The following is a 21,191-nucleotide window of genomic DNA, read 5'->3' on the forward strand; positions in this document are numbered from 1 at the left end:
CCATGCGCCGCAGAATATCATCATACACATTCACAAAGGGCGCTGCCACAAAGTCGATGTCGTAGGCCAGGGCCTGAGTGGTGGCAGGGGCCGCGTAGCGCGCAGGGCCAGCCCAGGCTTGTTTGCCGGCGCCAAAGGCTAGTTTGGAGCTCAGCTGGTAATCCACATACGCATCCAGCAGCCGGGGCAGGCTGGCCGCCGCTGTGGCATGGCTCACATCATTGTTGCCCAGCTCCAGGGTGTAGCGCAACTGCTCGCCGGCGGTGCCGCTCAGGCGCAGGCGGTAGCGCCTGATGCTCAGGTCCAGGCTGCTGGCGGCGGGCTCCCCATCTACCAGCGAGCCAGGGTTAAGGGAGGTATGCCGCAGCCAGAACTGCAGGCTGCCACCGAGCTGGAGGCCAGTGCGGGTTTGCTGCCCGCTGTCTGCCGGCGCATCTTGCCCCCAGGCCAGAGGGGCCTGCAGCATAAGCAGCAGTGCCAGCAGGCACCTAAGGGCAATGGGGTGGCAGAGCGTTTTCATGTGTGCAGGCTTATAAAAACTCCAGTTTCTGGTAGAGCAACAGCAGGACAAAGACCAGGATCAGCCCTACGCCTCCGGTAAACAGCCCGCTGCGCAGCAGGTGGCGGGTGGTGATCATGCCCGTGCCATAGGCCAGCGCATTGGGCGGGGTGCTAATGGGCAGGCACATGCCCAGCGAAATGGCCAGGGTAGCGGTCAGGATCAGGATGCCGCCACCGCCCAGCTTGTCAAAGGCCGGCACCGAAGAGGCAATTACCGCAATCATGGGAATGAGCAGGTTGGCTGTGGCGGTATTGGACATAAAGTTAGCCACCAGGATGCCCATGCCGGCTGTTACCAGAAAGAGCACCCCCAGCGGGAAATCGGCAAAGGGAATGTTGCTGACAAACACCTGGGCCAGGCCTGTGCTGGTAAGTGCCAGTCCCAGTGCTATACCCCCTGCCACCAGCCAGAGCACATCCCAGCTGATCAGCTTCAGATCCTCTTTGGTGAGAACGCCCCCGCACAGAAAGACTACAATGGGCAGCATGGCCACTACATAGGCATTGAGGCCGTGGATAAAGTCGGTAAGCCAGAGCAGTACGGTGAGGGCAAAGGTGGCATAAATGATCAGGGGCTTGTGGCCATAGCGGGGTCCGGGCTTTATGTGCAGGCGAATGTGCTGCGTACTGGTGGGGTACAGGCGCATCAGAAAGAACCAGGAGATCAGGACCATCAGCACCACAATGGGCACTCCTATCAGCATCCACTTGCTGAAGGTCATGTCAAACTCCTGCGCCAGATACGTAAGGGCAATGGCATTGGGCGGGGTGCCTATGGGGGTGCCAATGCCCCCCAGGTTGGCGGCTATGGGTACGCTCAGCACAAAGCCGATCTTGCCCTTGTCGCCCTCGTCCATAGAGGCCAGTACCGGTACTAGTATGGAAAGCATCATGGCGGTGGTGGCCGTATTGCTCATAAACATAGAAAAGGTAGCCGTAATGGTCATGATGCCCAGCATTACCCAGCGGGGTTTGGTGCCAAAGGGGGTAATGAAAAAGCGCGCCATTTTATGGTCAAGCCCGTATTTGGTAGCCGAGATGGCCAGAAAAAAGCCCCCCAGAAACAGGATGATAATGGGCGAGGCCAGCGTGGCCATGATCTCCTGGTAGCGCATCAGGCTGCCGAAATTGGTCGCCTCCTGCCCCTGCAGGGCCGGGGCCAGCGCACTGTCCGATAGCAGCACCAGCTCCAGAAAAAGCACCAGTATGGAGGTGGCAAAAATGGGAATGGGCTCAAAGATCCAGAACAGGGCTGCCAGAAAAAAGATGGCCATGGCCCGCTGGTGAATAACGGTAAGTCCCTCCAGCGGAATCCACTCCAGCGGCACCACAAAGATCAGCAGCGGCACTACCAGGCAGGCGGAGAGTTTGACTTTATTCGCATGGGGTATAAAGCTTTTGCTGTAGAAGTCAAACCTCCGGTGCAGGTAGTTTAAAGGAACATGCAGGAGCATAGCAGGGCGAGTTAGCGGTTAGCAGAGCGTAAGAATGGGCACTTCGGCAAAGGCGGTTAGCTGGGCAATGAGGCGGCCTTCAGACTCCAGCTGGTTCACCCCATGATCGCGCGCCAGCACCACCAGCAGGTCTATGGCATGTTGCCGCAGGTAGTGGCTGATGGTTTGCTGCATATCATCACCGCTGAGGTACACCCATTCGTGGGGAATGCTTTCCAGGTAGTATTCCAGGCTGCTTTCGGCGGCATCGGCGGGCACCAATTTTTCTACCCGCTTCTGGTTTACATGCAGCAGGTATACCTTGGCCTTAAACTCCAGCGCAAACTCCCACATGGGGGCAAAGACAAAGGATTCCCGGATGGGCCGGTAGTCATTGGCATAGGCAATTTTGCGGATCTGCCGCCGGTCAAAGTTCTCGGGTACCACCAGCACGGGCGCATCAACCGCTCCAATTAGGGCAGAGGCCAGTGAAACGTCGGATTCCCGCCCGCTGCGGGTACCCATAATAAGCAGGTCGGGGCTGTAAAACTCACTGGCTTTTACCAGCTCCAGCAACAAGCGTCCCTTCAGGATCACAAATTCATAGTAAAAGGAAACCGATTTGAGTGTACTCGCTTCAAATTCTTTAAATGCCTTTTTAATGGCGGCTTCCTCCATCCGTTGGTCGGCTGTGTTTACATACACCAGGACCACCTCAGCCAGATGTTTCTCCAGGATGCTATTTGCATACAATACAGCGTTGGTAGCCACCGGAGAAAAATCAATGGGGATCAAAATTTTCTGAAGATTTTTCATGGCCATACGCATTAGATGTGAATTTCATACGTAAGGTAGTTTTCCTTCCTGCATCAAAATATGACCCGCCACCCCCTGGCTGAATGATTGTTGTCATGCCCCCTTTTAGGGTCTAAAATTGGCTAGTTTGTTGCGATACACTTGTTTGGGGTGGGACCGATCCGGAGGCGAAACAGCCCCAAGCTGCAGCTTGCCAACGTATGCGGAACACCACTTGAGGGGTAAGGAGCATGTAAGGTTTTGGGCTGTTTGTATGCTTGCTGTGCATTGATGCTGAAAAATGAGCCAGGTCATTTTCCGGGCTTGGGCTGGGGTAAGTGGAAGAAGGTGAGGAGTTTAATGGCTAGTGGGACGTTTACTGCTGCTACTGCCCATTGACCTGTGCTTGAAAAGGGTGCTGCAATTCAGTACATTAGAATATGTGTTGCAAGGCCACTGCCTGCAGCTTTTTTCTGAGCAGAACCCCAATTCCGAGCCATGCCTCACCCATCCCTTCGCAATAGCCAGGTAGTGCTGACCGGCGGCGCCTCCGGCATTGGCCGGCAGATGGCCCTGCAGGCAGCCGCCCGGGGAGCCGCTGTGCTGGCAACGGACATAGACCAGCAGGGGCTGCAGCAAACCGTGGAACTGGGCCGGGAGCAGGGGCTGGTGATTGAGCGTCAGCTGCTGGATGTGGCCGATCGGCAGGCTGTTTTTCACTTTGCCGAAGCGCACATTCCCCGCCTGCAGGGCAGGCGGCTTGTCCTGATCAACAATGCCGGCGTAGGCCTGTATTCCGGCAGCTTTGCCGATACCGAGCTGGAGGATTTTGACTGGCTGCTTCGCATTAACCTCTGGGGGCCCATCTGGATGACCAAAGCGTTTTATCCCTATCTGCTGCAGCAGGGCCAGGGCCATGTTGTAAGCCTGTCCAGCATCTTTGGCCTGGGGGGCGTGGCCAACCAATCGGCCTACTGCACCTCTAAGTTTGGGCTGCGGGGTTTTATGGAGAGCCTGCGCATGGAGCTGCTGGGCACAGGCGTAAAAACCCTGCTGGTGCTTCCCGGCGGGGTAAAGACCAACATTGCCCGAAATGCTACCCCCCGTGGCAACGTGGCCACGGCGGCCATGCATGCCCAAACGGTGGCCTCCTTTGAACGGGAGGCGCCCACCAGTGCCGAATCGGCCGCCCGTCAGATCCTGAATGCCATTGAAAAGGGCCGGGCGCGCCTGGTCATAGGCCGGGATGGCCGGGCCTTTGATACCCTTAGCCGCCTGTTTCCCGTGTTGTATACCAAGCTGCTTAAAAAACGGATCGAGCAGGTCTTTACCAACCCCTATACCAGCAAAGAAGCATGAGCGCTGTAGACTACCAGGTGGGCATCATTGGCGCCGGTTTTGCCGGCCTGGTGGCCGCCCTGCGCCTAAAAAAGAGCGGGCGCGATTCCTTTATCATCTTTGAGCGGGCTTCGGAAGTAGGCGGCACCTGGCGGGACAATGTGTACCCCGGCTGTGCCTGTGATGTGACCTCGCCGCTCTATTCTTTTGCCGATGAGCCCAACCCCGACTGGAGCCGCCGCTACTCCACCCAACCCGAAATTCTGGCCTACCTCAAGGGGGTAGTGGCCCGGCGGGGGCTTGATGAGCACATCAGCTACCAGGCCGATATCGTAGAGGCCCGTTTTCTGGAGCAGGAGGGCTGCTGGCAGCTGAGCGACCGGCAGGGGCGCAGCTGGCGGGTGGTGCTGCTGCTCTTGGCGCTGGGCCCCCTGAACCGGCCCCACATGCCCCATTTTCCCGGACTGGAGGACTACAAGGGGCGCTATTTTCATTCTTCACAATGGGAGACAGATTTTTCCCTGAAGGGCAAACGCGTGGCGGTGATCGGTACCGGAGCCAGTGCCATTCAGATTGTGCCCGGCATTGCCCCGGAAGTAGCGCAGCTGGTGGTGTTGCAGCGTACGCCCGCCTGGGTGGGCTTCCGCAACGATAAGCCCGTGTCTGCCCTGGGCCGCTGGCTAAACCGGCATTTTCCGCTCTGGCTCAGGGCCAAACGCGAGGCTGTGTACTGGCTGAACGAGACCATAGGGCTGGGCCTGGTGGGCAATGCCTATATGAACCGGCTGATTCGCTGGCTGGCCCTGCGCAAGCTGGCCAAAGAAGTGCACGACCCCCTTGTGCGGCAGCAGCTGACCCCTCAGTACACCATAGGCTGCAAGCGCATTCTTCGCTCCGATGACAATTATCCCACCTTTAACCGGCCCAATGTGCAACTGGTGACCGCTCCCATTGCCCGCTTTACCGGGCAGGGCATCCGCACAGCCGATGGTGCCGACTACCCCCTGGATGCGGTGATTTTTGCGACCGGCTTTGTGGCGGCCGACATTACCTTTTATACCCGGGTGCTGGGCCTGCAGGGGCGCAGCCTTACCGATGAATGGAAAGAGAAGGGAGCAGAGGCCTACCTGGGCACTACGGTAGCAGGTTACCCCAACATGGGCTTTTTGCTAGGCCCCAATACCGGCCTGGGGCACAATTCGGTGGTGCACATCATGGAATCTCAGATGACCTACCTGATGCAGTACCTTCAGCAGCTGGAGCAGGCAGCGCCCGGCAGTTACCTGGAGGTGCGGCAGGAGGTGCAGGCGGCCTACAACCGGCGCATACAGCAGCAGCTGCAGCATACGGTCTGGGCCTCGGGCTGCAAAAGCTGGTACCTGAACAAGGAAGGAAAAAACACCACCCTTTACCCCCGCCTGACGGTACACTACCGCCGGGAGAGCAGGCGGTTTGATCCGGCAGCCTACCGGCTACACCAGCCCGTTGCGCAGCCACAACCCCCCTCATCCATCACAGCTTAAGCCCCTCCCGTATGCGCCTGATCTTTATACCCGGTTTTGGCGAAGAAGCTCCCATCTTCGATCAGCTGCTACCTGCCCTGCCAGGTCCAAAAGTACTGGTAGATAACTGGGCGCTGGTAGGCGACTACCCAAGGCCGGCGCTTACGGCAGCTGCCTATGCCCGGGAGCTCGCCGAGCGGTTTGGGATTGGGGAAGAGGATGTGGTGATAGGCCACTCCATGGGCGGCTGGATTGGCCTGCACCTGAAGCAGCAAACCGGCTGCGGCCTTGTGCAGATTGCCTCCTGGACCGATCCGGCTAAGGTGGTGCGCCCCATCAAAAGCCGGCGGATGGTCTACTGGCTGGCAAAAAAGGGCATGTACCTAAACAGGCTGGTGCTAGGGGTGCTGGTCTGGCGGTACTACCGCAACAGCCCCTCCCGGCCGGTATTCAGCCAGGTATTTATGCGCCTGTGCAGGGGCAATCGGGATACGGTGGTAAATGAATTGCGGATGATTCTTAGCCCCTTGCCGGCGCCGCCAGGGGTACAGCCCGATCTGCGCATTCATGCCCGGGCCGATTCGCTGGTTCGCTTTCCGGATGAGGCCTGCTGTGAGGTGCCCGGCGATCATTTTACGCTCTGCACCCATCCCGATCGGGTACTAGCTCCCATTCTGGCATTGTTGCAGGAGCGGCGGCAGGGCAGGCGCCGGGCTCAGGGCTGAAGCAGCTTTTGCATGCACACACTGTTGGTTACCCCGGCATACTGTCCATAGTTGGGGATAAGCTGCCAGCCGCTGTGCCGGTACAGGGCAATGGCTTCGGGCTGGGCCTGGCCCGTTTCCAGGATCAGCTGCCGGTAGCCGAGTTCCTGCGCCCAGCGTTCCAGCTCGCTCAGCAGCCCCCGGGCAATGCCCTGCCGCCGGTACTCGGGCCGCACGTACATGCGTTTCAGTTCCAGCGTTTGCTCATCATAGGCCTTTAGCGCCCCGCAGCCCACGGGAGTATCACCCTGGTACGCCAGCAGCGCATGCCGAATGTTCGCTATGGAATTGAATTGGTTGTAAAAGGCGTGGTCGTCACCATCGCGGAGCTTCAGGTCGGCATCCAGCAGCCGTACCAGGGCTACAAAATCGGAATGGCTGGAGGTGGTGCGCAGGTAGTGGAGCATGGCTGCGCTAAGGTGCCTATTTTTTTGCGGAAAGTCCAGTCTGCCGGCCCACCGGCTTAGAGCAGGTCCAGCCCACGGTTGCTGTAATAGGCCACAGCGGCCATAAACAGGCTGGAGATCACCAGGCCGGTACTAATGGAGATAAAGGCTTTTTTGCGGTCCAGCTTCAGCACATGGGCGGCAATAGTGCCCAGGTAAGCGCCGGTGCCCGGCAGGGGTACCATCACAAATACCATCAGCCCCCAGAAGCCCCATTTCTGGTTATGCACCCCTACAGCGCGCTTGGCCCTCCGGCATAGCTGCACTACCCCTTTGCGGTAAAAGCGGATGTGCCAGAACTTGTGGCTGAATTTATCGATGATCCAGCTGAAAAGGGGAAAAACCAGAATGTTGGCCGTAAGGCCTACGGCAAAAGCGAGCAGGATGTGTACATCATTAAAAATGGCATATGGTATTCCGGAACGGGCTTCACCAAAGGGAGATATGCTCAGCAAAAATGTGTAAACCAGTTCATCTAACAGTGGAAACATATACAGATGTAAAGCAAGTAAGGGTTAGTGATTGATAGTACTGGGAACAGGTATAGTAAACGAATTAATTCCAAAAATAGATAAAAAATCAGTTCGCATTTCAGGAATAAATTTTCAGAAGAAAAAATAAAACAATATGCATTGCCGGCAGCCCAGCCATGGCAAGGCCCTTTTTTATGAAACAGGGGGCGTCAGGAGGTTGTAAGCTGCTTTTACAACTTCTTGCAGCCAGCCTGAGGCTGAGTACTTGATCCAGAAGCGCCGGCAGCAGCCAGTTCACTTATCAACCGTAAGCCGTATGCCCAGAAAAGCGCGCATGCCCTGATTAGGCGCCCACATGTAGGTAGGGTCAAAGGTAAGGGCGTAGGGATTCTCGGAAGTGGCCTGGGGCTGGCCGGCGGCATCAAACTGCACCTGCTTATCAAAGGGGTCGTGGGCCCGTGCAATCAAAAAAGGAGTGCCCCGGCTGGGGGTCCAGTTCAGCAGGTTTTTGATGCCCCCGTACACCTCCAGCCGCCTGAGCCCCTTGTAGGTAAGCTGAATGTTCTGCAGGCTCCACCAGGGGGAGGTGGCGGGGCGCGGATCAAGGGGGCCTAGCAGCGGAAGGCGCATGGGGCTGTAGAGGGTGCCCGTATAATCCAGGCTCAGCTGCAGCCGGCGCAGGGGGTAGCTTACCGCCCAGTTGCCCGAAAAGCGCTCGGTAAGCAACTGCCGCTGCCGCCTGCCCCCTTCTACAGTTACCACATCCAGCAGGGTAGCGCCTGCCAGCAGCTTAAGGCCGCTCTTGAAATCGGCATCAATATCCAGGCTCAGGCCACGGCTAAGGCCGTGGCCCTGCAGGTTGCTGTAGATGATTTTGCCGGGGTCGGTCTCATAATCGGGCAGAATGCGGTTGCTGAAGTAGGTATAAAAGGCTGTAGCCTCCAGGCTCAGAAACAGGCTGCTGGTGGTCAGCAGCCTGTGGGTATAATTGAGGTTGGTGTTAATGGAGCGTTCCGGCGCCAGGCTGGTCGGTACTTCTATTTCCCGGGCGCCGGTAAGGGCCGCATGATCTTCAGTAAAGAGGTTCACTACCCGAAAGCCGGTGCCGGCATTCAGGCGAAGCAGGCGGTCTTCTCCCGCTTTCCATTTGTAGGCCAGGCGGGGGGTGTAGATGCTGCCATGGCGGGCGTGGTAGTCATAGCGAAGGCCCGTTAGCAGCTGATGGCGGGGGTGCAGCTGCCACTCCTGCTGCACAAACAGGCCGGGCAGCCAGGTATTGTCGGGCTGGTTGAGCGGCCGGGCGGCATCCGGGCTGGCGGTGGCAGGGGTATTGTCATCATAAAAGGTATGGCGCAGGGCCAGGCCGGTAAGCAGTGTGTGCCGGCCCAGGGGTTTGTCCCAGCTAAGCTGCGCAAAGGCAATATTTTGCCGGGCCAGAAAAGGTACGGTACCGTAGACCGAGTTTTGCCGGTGCTGGTTGTAAGAGAAGCGCAGCAGTACCTGCTCGGGCAGGGGCAGCTGGTAGGCCCCGATCAGCTCCCAGCGGCTGGTGTAGATGCTCTCACCATAGAGGCTGCCGCCGCCGCGGTAGGCAGGGGTCCAGCGCATATCGCCTCCCCAGCGGTCTTCGTAGAGGTAGCGTCCGGCCAGGGAAAAGAGGCGATCGCTGCGGCGTCGGAAGTGCCATTTCTGAAACAGGGAGATGCGCTGCTGCAGGGTTACGTCCGTAAAGCCATCGGCATTTTTGTCCAAGGGGGTGCGGTAATGGTAATAGCTGAGGCCGTTTAAGACTGTTGCCTTCTGCCCCGCCTGCAGCTTCAGGCCCAGATCGGCCGAATGCTCCAGCCAGCTGCTGGTAAATACATCGGCGCTGAGCAGGGGTGCCTGTTGCGGATCTTTGGTGATGATGTTGATCAGCCCCCCGATGGCCTCGCTGCCGTAGAGCGAGGCGGCCGGCCCCTTGACTACTTCTACCCGCTCAATGAGGGCATTGGGAATACCCGACAGGCCGTAGACCGAGGCCAGGCTGCTGACAATGGGCATGCCGTCTAGGAGCACCATGGTATAGGGCCCTTCCAGCCCGTTAATGTGAATGTCGCCCGTATTGCAGACGTTGCAGTTGAGCTGCGGGCGCACGCCATTTACCTGCTGCAGGGCTTCAAATACCGTAGGGGTGGGGTTTTTTCGGAAAAAGGAGGGATTGTACACCTCTACAGGTACAGGACTGTCCAACCGGTTCACCTCCCGCAGGGTGCCCGTTACCACCACCTCCTGCAGGGCTTCCCGGGCCGAGGGCTGCAGTTCCACATCCAGCTGCAGCTGCTGGCCCGCCTGCAGGCGTATGCTTCTCTGTACCCCCTCATAGCCCACCAGCGACACCTGCAGCTGGTAGCTGCCCGCCGGGATGCCCTCAATGCGGTAGCGTCCGTCGGCATCGGTATAGGTTCCCCAGGGGCTGCCGGGAATGCCCACACTGGCAAATTCCAGCGGGCCGCTCTCGGCTCGGACGCTGCCATACAGAACGGCTGTCTGCGCGGCAGCCAAATGGACCAGCAAGAGCAGCGAACAAAGTGTGAAAAGCAGCTTCTTCATCATCTCTAAAAAATAAAGTTCATGAAGCAAAAGTATATAAGTTAGAGTAATCTAACTATTAAAATGTAGGAAAGTTTGTAACTTGCTGCTAATGCTGTCTTATACCGAAGAAAATTATTTAAAGGCCCTGCTGCAGCTTACCCTGGAGGAGGGCAGGGAAGAGGCCGGCACCAACGAGCTGGCGGCTTACCTGGGGGTAAAGCCTGCTACGGCCACGGCCATGCTTAAAAAGCTGCGGGAGAAGGAGCTGATCGAGTACGAGCGCTACGGCAAGATCACCCTACGCCCGGCCGGCCGCAAGAGTGCCCTGGAGGTGCTGCGGAAGCACCGCCTGTGGGAAACCTTCTTGTACGAGAAAATGGAATTTACCTGGGATGAGGTGCATGAGGTAGCCGAGCAGCTGGAGCACATCCAGAGCTCCAAGCTGGTGAACAAGCTCGATAAGTTCCTGGGTTATCCCAAGTTCGACCCGCACGGCGACCCCATCCCCACGGCCGAGGGGGAGCTCAAGGCCATTCCCCGAAAAACGCTCTCGCAGATTGAGGTGGGGGAGAGCTGTGTGATGGTGGCGGTAAGGGACAATTCGGCTCCTTTTCTGCAGTATGTGGTACAGCTGGGCCTGGGCATCAACAACAAGATCAAGGTACTGGCCCGCCAGCCCTACGATGCCCAGCTGGAAATTGAGGTAAACGGCCAAAAATCCACCGTTAGTCAGAAGTTTGCCGAGAATATTTTTGTGGTGTGAGGGGGTAAGACAGAGGTGTTTGGCGGGTAGCACATACTGCATCAGGAGTTGTTGGTGAAAACACCAACAACGGGCGAAGGTGATGATAAAGACTCGTGCCACGAATCCCCCGTGGCACGAGTATGAGCACTTAAGCCTAGGGTACCAGCAAGATTGTTAGTGAAAATGCTGGCTACAGGCGGACTGATTGGAAAATAACTACTGTTACCTCCTGTCCGGTCCAACTACCTCACGACACCAATGCCCACTACCCAATCCAACTGTTGGTGTTTTCACCAACAGTACTATCGGCTGTTACTCTTTTTGAAAAAGTAGGATTGCTACTGTGTTACTCCCCAAACGCCCCCGCCGCCCCGGGGAATACCACCGGGCTCTCATACCCATCTTTGCTTACCGCACTTACACCAAAGAAGTAGTTGTCGATGATCACATTCTCCAGGGTGTGCTTGTCCACATTGCCCACAAACTTGCTGTACTCCCATACGGGCGAGGTGGTGTAGCGCCAGTAAAGCTTGTAGCCGGCAATGGAGCTGGCCGCAGCGCCACTGGGCTTGGTCCAGCTAAGGGTGGTGCTGGCTTGCACGGCGCCGGCAATCTTAACCCCGGCCGGTGGGGCAGGGGCTGAGGCCATGGCCGCCATGGTGACGGCATTAAGGCCCGTTACCTTGGCGGCGTAGGGAAAGTTTACCCCCTCGATCACATCGCCATACTGGATGCCGCCTTCGGTGCGCAGGTCCTGGTGCTGGCGGTTGTAGTTCTCAAAGGCTTCCATCAGGCGCACACCGGGGTAGCCCTGCTCGTTGAAGGGACGGTGGTGGCCCCCACGGCCAAAGCGGTCCAGGCGATAGACCATCATCACGTCCAGGTTGGGAAAGTACTGGTCGGCCAGCACATCGATGTAGCGGCCAATGTTGCGGGAGGGGGAATCGACCTCACCACCCGTAAAGCGGCGCTGGCGGGCTTCCTGCGGGGTTTCGGTATCGCGGGTGCCTTCGGAAAACACGCGCACCACGGTATTGTTGATCACCCCGTTGATGCCTTCGATGTTGCCGATCATGTCGTTGTTCAGGACAGCCTTTATTTTCCAGTCCTGCTTTTTGGCCCACTTGGCCAGGATCTCTCCCCCGAACAGTCCCTGCTCTTCGCCCGAGAGGGCGGCATATACAATGGTACCCGGAAACTTGTACTTGCTCAGCACCCGGGCGGCCTCCAGGGCGCCGGCTACCCCGCTGGCATTGTCGTTGGCGCCGGGTGAGTCGGCCGTGGCGTTCATGACATCGGTTACACGGGAGTCGATATCGCCGGCCATCATCACCACCCGCTTGGGGTCCTGGGTGCCGCGCTGGATGGCAATTACATTAACAATCTTCACCACGCCGGGTATGCGGTTGCGGTTCTGGATGGTATCGCTCACATAGCGCACCTCCAGGCAGCCGCCACATTCTTTGGAGATGCGCTCAATCTCAGCCTTGATCCAGCGGCGGGCGGCCCCTATGCCGCGGGTGTTGGATACGGTGTCGGACAGGGTATGGCGGGTGCCAAAGCTCACCAGGGTGCGGATGTCTTTTTCGATGCGCTCAGGACGGGGGGCATCGGCAATTTCCTGAAGTCGCTGCTGGTAGGCCGGACCGGCCACCGGGCCGCCGGTGCTTTGCTGGGCCGCCAGGGGCTGCAGACCAAAAAGGGTTAAGGAGGAGAATAGAAGGGCTTTATAAAGATGCATAATGGGGTAGATTAAATGCTACAGCCTTAAATATAGGGATTCACAATAAAAAAACGCTACCGGGAGGGCAGCGTTCTTAAGTAGTTGGGCGGTAGCTAATGACTGGCGCAGTCAGGAAGATACTCATGGGGCAGGGGTGCTCAGCAGGCGGGGCAGCTGCTGCTGATAGGCCGGGCTGGCATGCAGGCTGTTGTGGTATTCGCCTTCTATGGGAATGAGGCTATCGCCGGGCTTCAGGTGCTGCTGCAGCCGCAGCGAAGAGGCATAGGGGATCACTTCATCCCGGGTGCCATGCACCAGGTATACCGGCGCCTCTACCCCCTGCAGGTACTGGTAGGTTGGCAGGGGGTATTTAAGCAGGAAGGGGGGTACTATAGGCATGGTGCGGCGCATCATGTCGGTAAGGCTGTAGTAGGGGGTGAGCAGCACCAGCAGGCGGGGCTTGTGCCGGGCTGCCAGCCAGGCAGCCGGGCCGCTGCCCAGCGAAATGCCCAGCACTACCGTATTCTCCTCCCGGTACTCCTGCAGCAGCTGCCGGTAGGCCGCCTGCACATCCTCCAGCAGCTGCTGCTGAGAGCGCAGGCTGCCCCCACTTTTGCCATAGCCCCGGTAATCCAGCAAAAATACATCATAGCCCAGCCGGGTATAGCTGGGCGCCACATCGCCCCAGGAAGCCAGTGAGCCGGCATTGCCATGCAGAAAAAAGACCAGCCGGCGCTGCCCTGCTGCAGCCTGTAGGCTATCGGCCCGGAACAGCAGGCCATGCAGCTGCATCCCACCGGCAGTGGGGATGTAGCGCTCTTCTACCCCAGCGCCGTAGCGAAAGCGGTAGTCCTGCGGCAGTTGCTGGGGAAAGAAGATAAAGTTCTCCTGCAGCAGGTAAAGCAGCAGGCAAAGCAGTGCATAAAGCAGGGCCAGGGTGCCCAGTATGCTGATCAGGACTTTCATGGGTAGAGGAGGTCAGCCCTTTTGGGTAAGGGGGTATGCATCGGTATGGTCGGCCAGGTCGGTCTGCAGAAAATCGGCCAGCAGGCCCAGTTTGCGGGTGATCTCCACCTTATGCTTGCTGCTGGCGATAAACACTTTTTTACCGTTGTCGAGCTTTACCCAGCCCCGGTATACGGTATTGCGGAAGGTAGAGGAATCGTTGGTGTGCGCCGTATAGATCTTCTGGCTTTCCTGCCCGCTGTTCACAAATACCTTTTCTACCCCCTGATAGGGGTGGGTGCTACCGGTTCTGATAAACAGATAGGAGGTATATTCCCGATAGGTGCCCCTGGCCCGGTCAAACAGCACCCCCTCATGGCTGGTAAAGACCACCCCGCTTACCAGCAGCATCACCAGGGAGGCCAGTGGATAGGTGGTAACCATAGCCAGGCCTGCCGGTAGCAGCAGGATACCTATAGCCAGAAAATGGAAGGGGAATACCCGATTGCCCCTGATATCCAGTTGGTCGCTTGCCTTGTTCATAGTGGCGGAGTTGTAGGTCCGAGCCTTGAGCCGTTAGAGGGGGTATGATAAGCAAAATCGGGCAGAAGTGCTCATTTTTTCAGGAAATCTGCAAAAGAGGTTTGCAGATAGCTCCGGGCGTAGGGGAGCTCGGCCTCGCTGGCGGCTCCCTGCTGCCCAATGAGTTTGCCGCCTATATTATCCCAGCTTAGCCAGCTGCTGTCGGTCACAAAGCCTACGCCATCCTTAAAAAAGTAGGGGGCAAAGGGGCGGCTGCCCGGAATAAACACATCCCGGCTCCAGGGAAATTCTTCGCTCTCCAGCTGCAGTTGGCCCAGCAGGCTGGCAATCAGGTCGGTTTGGGAGAGGGCATGGGGCCATATGGTTCCTTTTTCCTTCAGCGCCCCGCCCAGCCACAGCATGGGGATGTGAAATTTCTTTGGCTCATAGACCTGTGAGAGGCCCGGATCGGTATGGCCATGATCGGCCAGAATGATCAGCAGCGTGTTATCCCACCAGGGCTGCCGGCGGGCCTGGTCTACAAAAGCACCAAGTACACTATCGGTATAGTAGTGGGCGCTCAGAAACTTGCTTTCGGCCGATTTTCCCCCGAAACGGGGCGCTACGCCTGGGGGCAGGTCAAAGGGCTCGTGGCTGCTCAGGGTAAAAACCGTAGAAAAGAAAGGGGTGGGGGCCTGCTGCAGCTCATGGGCCATGCGCGCCAGCACAGTACCATCGGGGGCGCCCCATTTGCCGCTGCGCTCCTCTTTTGTAAAGTTGGTAATGCCAGTCACATGCTGCCACTGGCCAAAGCGCAGGTAATTGCGCAGGTTGGCAAAGGCCAGGTCGCCCCCGTAATAAAAGGAGGTGTGGTAGCCCTCCCGGCTGAGCCGCTGGCTAAGGTGGGGCAGTTTATGGGCTTTTTCCGGATGGTTGGTAATGGTGGGGATGGGCTGGGCAGGGTAGCCGCTCAGGATGGCCACCAGACCCTTGTCGCTGCGGTCGCCGCTGGCATACATGCGGCTAAAGAGCAGGCCCTGGCGGCTGAGCTCCGTAAAGCGGGGGGTAACTTCCTGTAGGCCGCCCAGAGGTTCGCTTACCTTGGCAGTAAGGCTCTCCCAGATGATCAGGATCACATTGGGCCGCTGCTGGTTCAGCAACACGAAAGAGGTGTCTGCTGCAGTGGGCAGGGGGCTGTACAGCTGCGCCACCAGGCTGTCGGCCTGGGCAGGAGCCTGGTACAGGTAGGGGTGTTTGTCGGCATCCAGCTGCTCGGTCAGGGCCTGTACCACATTCCAGGGCAGATTAAGAGCCGCCTGGTTGGCAAAGTGGTTGTTGGAGAAAAAGGCACGGCTCTGGTCTATGGGCTCCCGTTGCAGGCCGCCCCGCATGGGCAGCAGCAGGCCAAAGGTAGCCAGCACCAGCGGCAGCCGCCCGTGTTTGTGGGCCTGCAGGCGGGGCAGCAGGCCATGCAGCTGGTGGCGGTACAGCATGCTGAAAAACACATTGATAAGCACATTGAGCAGGATCAGCAGCAGCAGGGGTGATGAACCCACCGAGGCCATCATTTCTTTGGGCGTATTCACATAATTGAAAGGGCTGGCATCCATGCGAAAGCCCCAGATGGAGAACAGCTCCAGATCAGAGGTGCACAGCACGGTAACCACAAAGAGCGCCAGGGTGGTGTAGGCCATCAGGGCCCGGGCCAGCCAGGGCGTGTAGGGACGGTGGGCACTCAGGCTCAGCAATAAAAAGGGGATCAGGCTCAGGTAGGCACTGGTGCTCAGGTCCAGCGGAAGCCCATGCCAGAAAATACCCAGGATCTGGGTGGGGGTAAGCTCAGCTGCCAGTGCCTGATGATAGATCAGAAAAACCGCTTTGCTAAACAGAAAAAACACCAGCCAGAAGAAGAAATACCCCAGCAGATAAAAAAATCGTAGCGCCATGCCCGGCAAAAAATAAAGATATGTGCAGCAACTATACCTATACGGCTAATTTCGCTGAAAGCTGTGCCATCTCCAAAAAAAGGTATGAGGGGTACATTGGTTTGTGGAGCCTGATTTACCGGCTTGAAATACTTTTTTTCAAAGACAGCTTAAAAATTAGAGGTGCTTTTAAAAAATGATGCATGAATTTTCTACTTTTGGGTTATAAAATAACCCTGTTACAGAAAATTCATGAATTTACGCTTTCAGGCCATTGATCAGACGCTTAAGCGCAAGCCGGTGCCGGTAACCCTTCCTTCCGGTAAGATTTCAGAATACTTTGGGGTAAACGTATTCGACCGGCAAACCATGAGCTCCACCCTTTCGGGCGATATTTACCAGCAGGTAATGCGGACCATTGAAAAAGGGGAGAAAATGGAAGTACATGTGGCCGAAGCGGTGGCTTCTGCCATGAAATCCTGGGCCATAAGCAAGGGGGCCACCCATTACACCCACTGGTTTCAGCCCCTTACCGGCGCCACGGCCGAAAAGCACGATTCGTTCTTTGAGCCTACCGCCGACGGCCGCAGCATTGAGAAATTCAAGGGCTCTGCCCTGGTGCAGCAGGAGCCGGATGCTTCTTCGTTCCCCAGCGGCGGCATCCGCAATACCTTTGAGGCCCGCGGCTACACTGCCTGGGACCCTTCTTCGCCCGCCTTTATCATTGAGAACGGAAGCGGCAAAACCCTTTGCATCCCTACCGTATTTGTTTCCTATACCGGCGAGGCGCTAGATTACAAAGCCCCCCTGCTGAAAGCCCTGGCTTTTGTAGACCGCGCCGCCACGGCCATCTGCCAGGAGTATTTTGATAAAAATGTAACCCGCGTGCATGCCTCCCTGGGCATTGAGCAGGAGTATTTTCTGATTGACCGCGCCCTGTACCGCACCCGCCCCGACCTGGTGATGGGCGGCCGCACCGTATACGGCCATGCCCCGGCCAAAGGTCAGCAGCTGGAAGACCACTACTTTGGCTCCATTCCCACCCGGGTGCACAACTTTATGGTCGATTTTGAGGTGGAGGCGCACAAGCTGGGCATTCCCCTGCGTACCCGCCACAATGAGGTAGCCCCCCGTCAGTTTGAGTGCGCCCCCCAGTTTGAGGAGGCCAACCTGGCCATTGACCACAACCAGCTGCTCATGGACCTGATGGAGCGCGTGGCTGAGCGGCACGAGTTTAAGGTGCTGCTGCACGAAAAACCCTTTAAGGGAGTAAACGGCAGCGGCAAGCACAACAACTGGTCGCTGATCACCAATACTGGCAAAAACCTGCTGGCGCCTTCCTCAAAAGCCAAGGAAAACCTGCAGTTCCTGATCTTTTTTGTGAATACCGTAAAGGCCGTGCATACTTACAATGGCCTGATGCGCGCCTCCATCGCCTCGGCCAGCAACGACTACCGCCTGGGCGCCAATGAAGCCCCGCCGGCCATTATGTCGGTTTTCATCGGCTCGGAGCTGAGCAAGGTGCTGGATGAGCTGGAAGAGAATGCCACTATCGAGATCGAGAAGGGCGACAACATGTACATGAAGCTGGGCATCAACAAAATTCCGCCCATCCTGCGCGATAATACCGACCGCAACCGTACCTCACCCTTTGCCTTTACCGGCAACAAGTTTGAGTTCCGGGCAGTAGGCTCTTCGGCCAACAGCGCCTCGGCCAACATTGTGCTCAATACCATTGTGGCCAACCAGCTGGTGAAGTTCAAAGAAGAGGTAGATGGCCTTATGGCTAAAGGGGAGAAGAAGGAGCTGGCCATCTTAGGGGTGCTGCGCCGCTACATCCGCGAAAGCCGGGACATCCGCTTTGAGGGCAACGGCTACAGCGATGAGTGGAAAGAGGAAGCGGCACGCCGTGGTCTGGCCAACATCACCACCACCCCCGAGGCGCTGGATGAGTACCTGAGCGAGCAGGCGCTGGAGCTCTTTACCAAAAACGGCATCTTTACTGAGGTGGAGCTGCATGCCCGCCACGAGATTCAGCTGGAGGCCTATGTGCGCAAGGTGCAGATCGAAAGCCGCATTATGGGCGATCTGGCCCAAAACCACATCATACCCGCTGCGCTGCGCTACCAGGGCGAGCTGCTGGATGGCCTCATGAGCATGAAAAACATGGGCATGGAGGTAGAGGGGACCGTAGGTTACGAGACTGTAGAAGACATGACCCGCCACCTGAAGGAGGTAAAGAAATGGGTGTATGAGATGATTGAGGCCCGCAAGCGCGCCAATAAAATGGACGATACGCGGGAGATGGCCCTGGCCTACAAAGATATCAAGGCCACCTACTTTGATAAGATCCGCTACCACGTAGACAAGCTGGAGTTCCTGGTAGACGATACCTACTGGCCGCTGGCCAAATACCGGGAGCTGCTGTTCTCTTAAGCACGTAACGTTCGATACGCTATACCAAAAACCTGTCTCCAGCTTGGGGACAGGTTTTTTGGCATTAAATAGTGGTGAATGAGGCGCTAGTGCAGCAGTCGGGAAAGCTGCCGAAGGGTATCCAGGGAAAAGGAGGGTAGCTGCTGGTACTGCGCCAGGGGGAGCTGGCGGCTGAGCTTAAAGAAAGGCTTCCGGGCCAGGGGCAACAGCCCATTCTCTTGCTGCAGCTGCTGCAGGGGCAGGTAATTATCGGGCCGGAAGTGGTACTCCCACGGACTTGTATGTACACACACCCACCAGTTTTTGGCCTGCAGCCGGGGCAGGCGCTTCCGGAGTGCAGCCTGGTAGTGCTGCCAGTAGTGGCCGGCCAGGTGTAGGCTGGCGCTGATTTCATGGCCCCAGCGGATCATGATCCGGTAGGCAAAGACCCCATCAGGCTTAAAGATGCGGGGGTAGTCCAGTACCAGGTAGGGGAGCAGCTCGTAGTTTTCGCCCCGGCTTATTTTGGGGGGCTGCTGCCAGACCGCAGCCGGCAAGCCCAGGCTGGCCTGCTGTTGCTGCAGGAGCCGCTGGCTTTGTTCCAGCTGCTGCCGCAGGCTCAGCAGGATGCGGTGCTTGGCCGTCAGAAAGTCCTGATCGGCCAGGTAGCGGAGCTCCTGTTCGCTAAGGGGGCTGGGCGCAGGCACAGAGGGGGACTTAGTGCTTGTCGGGACGCTGGATCACCTTGATCACCAGCTCATGTACATCTCCATCCTTGTCGGTTACATGCAGGGTTACCATGGGGTTGTCGATCTGGAAATGCTCTACCGAATCGATGATCTTCAGCTCCTCGCCCATCTGTTTCTGGATCTGGTCGGTACAGGCTAATATGGCTTTGGCCAGCTTTACTTCAAATACACTCGGGTTATAATTTTCTGTTTTCATAGTCGGCTTGTCTGCTTTGGAAAAATGGGTTGAAAGGGGGGTTAGAAGCGAATAAGCGCCGAGGCCCAGGTAAAGCCGCTGCCAAAAGCGGCCAGGCACACCAGGCTGTCGGGTTTCAGGCGGCCCTCCAGCTTGGCCTCGCTCAGGGCAATGGGAATAGAGGCCGCCGTGGTATTGCCATAGCGCATAATGTTGTTGTAGACCTGGTCATCGCGCAGCTGAAACTGCTCCTTCAGGTAATTGCTGATGCGCAGGTTCGCCTGATGGGGTACCAGCAGGTCCAGATCATCAATGCTGCGGCCGTTGGCGTGCAGCGCCTCCAGCACGACTTCATGAAAGCGCACCACGGCATGTTTGAATACGGCATTGCCGTTCATGTGGGCGCGGATGGAGGCCCCCTTCATCTGCTCAGGGTCCACCCGCTCCTCGGGCCGGCGGCTGCTGCCAGGGTCTTTTATGTAGAGCTCTTCGGCAAAGCGGCCATCGGCATGCAGGTGCGTGCTCAAAATACCCCGGCCTTTTTCGTTAGAGGCCTGCAGCACGGCGGCGCCGGCGCCATCGCCAAAGATCACCGAAACATTGCGGCCGCGGTCGTTGAGCTCCATCAGGCTGCTCTGGATCTCGGCCCCCACCACCAGAATGGTCTTGTACATGCCGGTTTTGATGAACTGATCGGCCACCGACAGCGCATAGATAAAGCCGCTACAGGCATTGCGCAGGTCCAGTGCGCCAATGCCTTCAAGCCCCAGCTCCCGCTGCATGAGCACGCCCGAGCCCGGAAAGAAGTAGTCGGGCGTAATGGTGGCAAAGACAATGAAGTCCACATCCTTTTCCTGCAGGCCGGCCTGTTTGAGGGCCATGCGGCTGGCTTTGGCCGACATGTTGGCCACGGTATCGGTCTCGGGATTGAAAAAGCGGCGTTCCTTAATACCGGTCCGCTCCTGTATCCAGGCATCGGTGGTATTCATCAGCTTCTCCAGATCAGAATTCTTTACTACCTGCTCCGGTACATAATGGCCAAGGCCGGTAAGGATGGAATGGTACATAGGATTGAACAGATTTGGCTCCTAATATTAACGAATTTTTAACACACAAGGGTTTTGAGCAGCGCTTATTACTAAATTAATAAGGCAGCAGGGCGCCGCTACTATGCGGGACAGCAGCAAAAGGGCCTGTTATTACAGACGCAAATCAGCCAAAAAGGGTATAATTTCCGAACTGGTCGGCCGCCGGAGCCGGCTGGATCAGGGAGGGAGCGTCCGTAGCCGGACTGTTTACCTGGGAGGAAACGGTATAAAAGCGGGTCTTGGAGGCGGGGTAGGGCTGGAGCAACTTGCGGAGTTCTTCGGCAGAGGCATCGGGCTTAAGCCATTCCCGCTCGCTGTCCCGCCGCAGGATCACCGGCATGCGGCTGTGCAGCGACTCCAGCGATTTGTTGGCTTCGGTGGTGATAATGGTAAAGGTGTGCACCATCTGTCCCTCATCATCTTCGTACTCTTCCCACAAGCCGGCAAAGGCAAAAAGCTCTTCGTTGAGGAGCGTAATGCGGTAGGGCACCTTGCTTTTCTTGCCCAGGGGTTTCCACTCGTAAAAGCCATCGGCGGGAATCAGGCAGCGGCGGCGCTGCAGTGCATTGCGGAAGGAGGCTTTTTCTTCAAGCGTTTCGGCCCGGGCGTTGATGAGCTTATGGCTTACGGCCTTGTCTTTGCTCCAGGCCGGTACCAGGCCCCAGTGAAACCAGGAGAGGCCCTGCGGGGCATCAGCCGTAATAACGGGCATCAGCTGGGTAGGCGCGGCATTGTAGCGGGGCTGGTAGGCCTTGCCCACCTCCACGCCAAAACGTTCCGAAACTTCCTTTGCTGATTTCACAAGTGTATAGCGCCCGCACATATAGGTATGTTTTAAGCAAAGGTAGAGAGTTTACCCCCCTTACCCAAAATATCCAAAACATTAACAATGGCTGCCGGTTTAAAAAAAATATCCAGAAGATGTGCTGTTTAGCAGAATAAGCGGAGGGAGCAGGGCTTGGTAGCGGCAGTTCTTCAAGCCTAAGGAACCACTCATTTTACATAAGCTTATTGATAA

The 21,191-nt window shown here is 57.3% G+C and carries 19 protein-coding genes; 5 read left to right on the plus strand and 14 right to left on the minus strand.

From position 1 onward, the window contains the following. From ADICEAN_RS11525 to ADICEAN_RS11535, 3 genes are all read right to left on the minus strand, one after another. A partial coding sequence (locus ADICEAN_RS11525) for a porin (RefSeq protein ID WP_040396880.1) occupies positions 1 to 520 on the minus strand: 520 nt, incomplete at its 3' end. A gap of 10 nt (positions 521 to 530) precedes the next feature. Then, positions 531 to 2,015 carry an SLC13 family permease gene (locus tag ADICEAN_RS11530; RefSeq protein ID WP_009195776.1) on the minus strand — a complete coding sequence of 495 codons (1,485 nt, stop codon included), beginning with the start codon at positions 2,013 to 2,015 and terminating at the stop codon, positions 531 to 533. Between the two features lie 18 nt (positions 2,016 to 2,033). Then, positions 2,034 to 2,810, minus strand: coding sequence for a universal stress protein (locus tag ADICEAN_RS11535; protein ID WP_161622697.1), 777 nt, complete (start codon positions 2,808 to 2,810; stop codon positions 2,034 to 2,036). A gap of 477 nt (positions 2,811 to 3,287) precedes the next feature. Here ADICEAN_RS11535 and ADICEAN_RS11540 point away from each other — a divergent pair, with 477 nt between their 5' ends. The 3 genes from ADICEAN_RS11540 to ADICEAN_RS11550 are packed head-to-tail and all read left to right on the plus strand — an operon-like array spanning position 3,288 to position 6,354. Further along, complete coding sequence (locus ADICEAN_RS11540) at positions 3,288 to 4,148, plus strand: SDR family NAD(P)-dependent oxidoreductase (protein WP_009195778.1); 861 nt, start codon at positions 3,288 to 3,290, stop codon at positions 4,146 to 4,148. Then, positions 4,145 to 5,650, plus strand: coding sequence for a flavin-containing monooxygenase (locus tag ADICEAN_RS11545; RefSeq protein WP_009195779.1), 1,506 nt, complete (start codon positions 4,145 to 4,147; stop codon positions 5,648 to 5,650). Before ADICEAN_RS11540 ends, ADICEAN_RS11545 begins: the two co-directional genes overlap by 4 nt. Positions 5,651 to 5,661: 11 nt before the next feature. Then, positions 5,662 to 6,354 carry an alpha/beta fold hydrolase gene (locus ADICEAN_RS11550; protein ID WP_009195780.1) on the plus strand — a complete coding sequence of 231 codons (693 nt, stop codon included), beginning with the start codon at positions 5,662 to 5,664 and terminating at the stop codon, positions 6,352 to 6,354. On the opposite strand, the gene ADICEAN_RS11555 is transcribed toward ADICEAN_RS11550, so the two are convergent. The 3 genes from ADICEAN_RS11555 to ADICEAN_RS11565 all read right to left on the minus strand — a co-directional run bounded on the left by ADICEAN_RS11555 (position 6,345) and on the right by ADICEAN_RS11565 (position 9,907). Beyond that, a complete protein-coding gene (locus ADICEAN_RS11555; RefSeq protein WP_009195781.1) occupies positions 6,345 to 6,800 on the minus strand; it encodes a GNAT family N-acetyltransferase in 456 nt (151 codons plus the stop codon). The two genes, ADICEAN_RS11550 and ADICEAN_RS11555, sit on opposite strands and share 10 nt — an antisense overlap. A gap of 56 nt (positions 6,801 to 6,856) precedes the next feature. Further along, a complete protein-coding gene (locus ADICEAN_RS11560; protein ID WP_009195782.1) occupies positions 6,857 to 7,330 on the minus strand; it encodes a COG2426 family protein in 474 nt (157 codons plus the stop codon). Positions 7,331 to 7,606: 276 nt separating this feature from the next. After that, entirely contained in the window at positions 7,607 to 9,907 is a 2,301-nt protein-coding gene (locus ADICEAN_RS11565) for a TonB-dependent receptor (RefSeq protein WP_009195783.1), read from the minus strand. 79 nt (positions 9,908 to 9,986) lie between these two features. Here ADICEAN_RS11565 and ADICEAN_RS11570 point away from each other — a divergent pair, with 79 nt between their 5' ends. Further along, positions 9,987 to 10,649 (plus strand): metal-dependent transcriptional regulator, encoded by a 663-nt coding sequence (locus tag ADICEAN_RS11570; protein ID WP_262486184.1) that lies wholly within the window; start codon positions 9,987 to 9,989, stop codon positions 10,647 to 10,649. Positions 10,650 to 10,977: 328 nt separating this feature from the next. Here the strand turns inward: ADICEAN_RS11570 and ADICEAN_RS11575 are convergent, their stop codons facing one another. From ADICEAN_RS11575 to ADICEAN_RS11590, 4 genes are all read right to left on the minus strand, one after another. Further along, positions 10,978 to 12,372 (minus strand): M28 family metallopeptidase, encoded by a 1,395-nt coding sequence (locus tag ADICEAN_RS11575; protein ID WP_009195785.1) that lies wholly within the window; start codon positions 12,370 to 12,372, stop codon positions 10,978 to 10,980. Positions 12,373 to 12,495: 123 nt separating this feature from the next. Beyond that, entirely contained in the window at positions 12,496 to 13,320 is an 825-nt protein-coding gene (locus ADICEAN_RS11580; protein ID WP_009195786.1) for an alpha/beta hydrolase, read from the minus strand. A 12-nt stretch (positions 13,321 to 13,332) separates the two neighbouring features. Continuing rightward, positions 13,333 to 13,842, minus strand: coding sequence for a hypothetical protein (locus tag ADICEAN_RS11585; protein ID WP_009195787.1), 510 nt, complete (start codon positions 13,840 to 13,842; stop codon positions 13,333 to 13,335). A 71-nt stretch (positions 13,843 to 13,913) separates the two neighbouring features. Further along, on the minus strand, positions 13,914 to 15,767 hold the full coding sequence (locus tag ADICEAN_RS11590; RefSeq protein WP_009195788.1) for an LTA synthase family protein: 1,854 nt from the start codon (positions 15,765 to 15,767) through the stop codon (positions 13,914 to 13,916). 231 nt (positions 15,768 to 15,998) lie between these two features. On the opposite strand from ADICEAN_RS11590, the gene ADICEAN_RS11595 reads away from it, so the two are divergent. Further along, positions 15,999 to 18,182, plus strand: coding sequence for a glutamine synthetase III family protein (locus ADICEAN_RS11595; RefSeq protein ID WP_009195790.1), 2,184 nt, complete (start codon positions 15,999 to 16,001; stop codon positions 18,180 to 18,182). Between the two features lie 86 nt (positions 18,183 to 18,268). On the opposite strand, the gene ADICEAN_RS11600 is transcribed toward ADICEAN_RS11595, so the two are convergent. The 4 genes from ADICEAN_RS11600 to ADICEAN_RS11615 form a co-directional block, all read right to left on the minus strand. Continuing rightward, on the minus strand, positions 18,269 to 18,868 hold the full coding sequence (locus ADICEAN_RS11600; RefSeq protein WP_009195791.1) for a hypothetical protein: 600 nt from the start codon (positions 18,866 to 18,868) through the stop codon (positions 18,269 to 18,271). Between the two features lie 10 nt (positions 18,869 to 18,878). Then, positions 18,879 to 19,106: a hypothetical protein gene (locus ADICEAN_RS11605; RefSeq protein WP_009195792.1), complete on the minus strand. Its 228-nt coding sequence runs from the start codon at positions 19,104 to 19,106 to the stop codon at positions 18,879 to 18,881. Between the two features lie 41 nt (positions 19,107 to 19,147). Further along, positions 19,148 to 20,152, minus strand: coding sequence for a 3-oxoacyl-ACP synthase III family protein (locus ADICEAN_RS11610; RefSeq protein WP_009195793.1), 1,005 nt, complete (start codon positions 20,150 to 20,152; stop codon positions 19,148 to 19,150). Between the two features lie 145 nt (positions 20,153 to 20,297). Further along, positions 20,298 to 20,996: an SOS response-associated peptidase gene (locus ADICEAN_RS11615; RefSeq protein WP_009195794.1), complete on the minus strand. Its 699-nt coding sequence runs from the start codon at positions 20,994 to 20,996 to the stop codon at positions 20,298 to 20,300. Between the last annotated feature and the right edge of the window lie 195 nt (positions 20,997 to 21,191).

The sequence above is a fragment of the Cesiribacter andamanensis AMV16 genome, from assembly GCF_000348925.1.
GTDB lineage: Bacteria > Bacteroidota > Bacteroidia > Cytophagales > Cyclobacteriaceae > Cesiribacter > Cesiribacter andamanensis.

What these genes read in the sequence shown, in the direction of transcription:
- ADICEAN_RS11530 (WP_009195776.1), bottom strand. Translation starts at nt 2,015, where the DNA reads ATGCTCCTGCATGTTCCTTTAAACTACCTGCACCGGAGGTTTGACTTC.
- ADICEAN_RS11585 (WP_009195787.1), bottom strand. Translation starts at nt 13,842, where the DNA reads ATGAACAAGGCAAGCGACCAACTGGATATCAGGGGCAATCGGGTATTC.
- ADICEAN_RS11545 (WP_009195779.1), top strand. Translation starts at nt 4,145, where the DNA reads ATGAGCGCTGTAGACTACCAGGTGGGCATCATTGGCGCCGGTTTTGCC.
- ADICEAN_RS11550 (WP_009195780.1), top strand. Translation starts at nt 5,662, where the DNA reads ATGCGCCTGATCTTTATACCCGGTTTTGGCGAAGAAGCTCCCATCTTC.
- ADICEAN_RS11595 (WP_009195790.1), top strand. Translation starts at nt 15,999, where the DNA reads ATGAATTTACGCTTTCAGGCCATTGATCAGACGCTTAAGCGCAAGCCG.
- ADICEAN_RS11610 (WP_009195793.1), bottom strand. Translation starts at nt 20,152, where the DNA reads ATGTACCATTCCATCCTTACCGGCCTTGGCCATTATGTACCGGAGCAG.
- ADICEAN_RS11555 (WP_009195781.1), bottom strand. Translation starts at nt 6,800, where the DNA reads ATGCTCCACTACCTGCGCACCACCTCCAGCCATTCCGATTTTGTAGCC.
- ADICEAN_RS11575 (WP_009195785.1), bottom strand. Translation starts at nt 12,372, where the DNA reads ATGCATCTTTATAAAGCCCTTCTATTCTCCTCCTTAACCCTTTTTGGT.
- ADICEAN_RS11615 (WP_009195794.1), bottom strand. Translation starts at nt 20,996, where the DNA reads ATGTGCGGGCGCTATACACTTGTGAAATCAGCAAAGGAAGTTTCGGAA.
- ADICEAN_RS11565 (WP_009195783.1), bottom strand. Translation starts at nt 9,907, where the DNA reads ATGATGAAGAAGCTGCTTTTCACACTTTGTTCGCTGCTCTTGCTGGTC.
- ADICEAN_RS11580 (WP_009195786.1), bottom strand. Translation starts at nt 13,320, where the DNA reads ATGAAAGTCCTGATCAGCATACTGGGCACCCTGGCCCTGCTTTATGCA.
- ADICEAN_RS11590 (WP_009195788.1), bottom strand. Translation starts at nt 15,767, where the DNA reads ATGGCGCTACGATTTTTTTATCTGCTGGGGTATTTCTTCTTCTGGCTG.
- ADICEAN_RS11535 (WP_161622697.1), bottom strand. Translation starts at nt 2,810, where the DNA reads ATGAAAAATCTTCAGAAAATTTTGATCCCCATTGATTTTTCTCCGGTG.
- ADICEAN_RS11605 (WP_009195792.1), bottom strand. Translation starts at nt 19,106, where the DNA reads ATGAAAACAGAAAATTATAACCCGAGTGTATTTGAAGTAAAGCTGGCC.
- ADICEAN_RS11540 (WP_009195778.1), top strand. Translation starts at nt 3,288, where the DNA reads ATGCCTCACCCATCCCTTCGCAATAGCCAGGTAGTGCTGACCGGCGGC.
- ADICEAN_RS11560 (WP_009195782.1), bottom strand. Translation starts at nt 7,330, where the DNA reads ATGTTTCCACTGTTAGATGAACTGGTTTACACATTTTTGCTGAGCATA.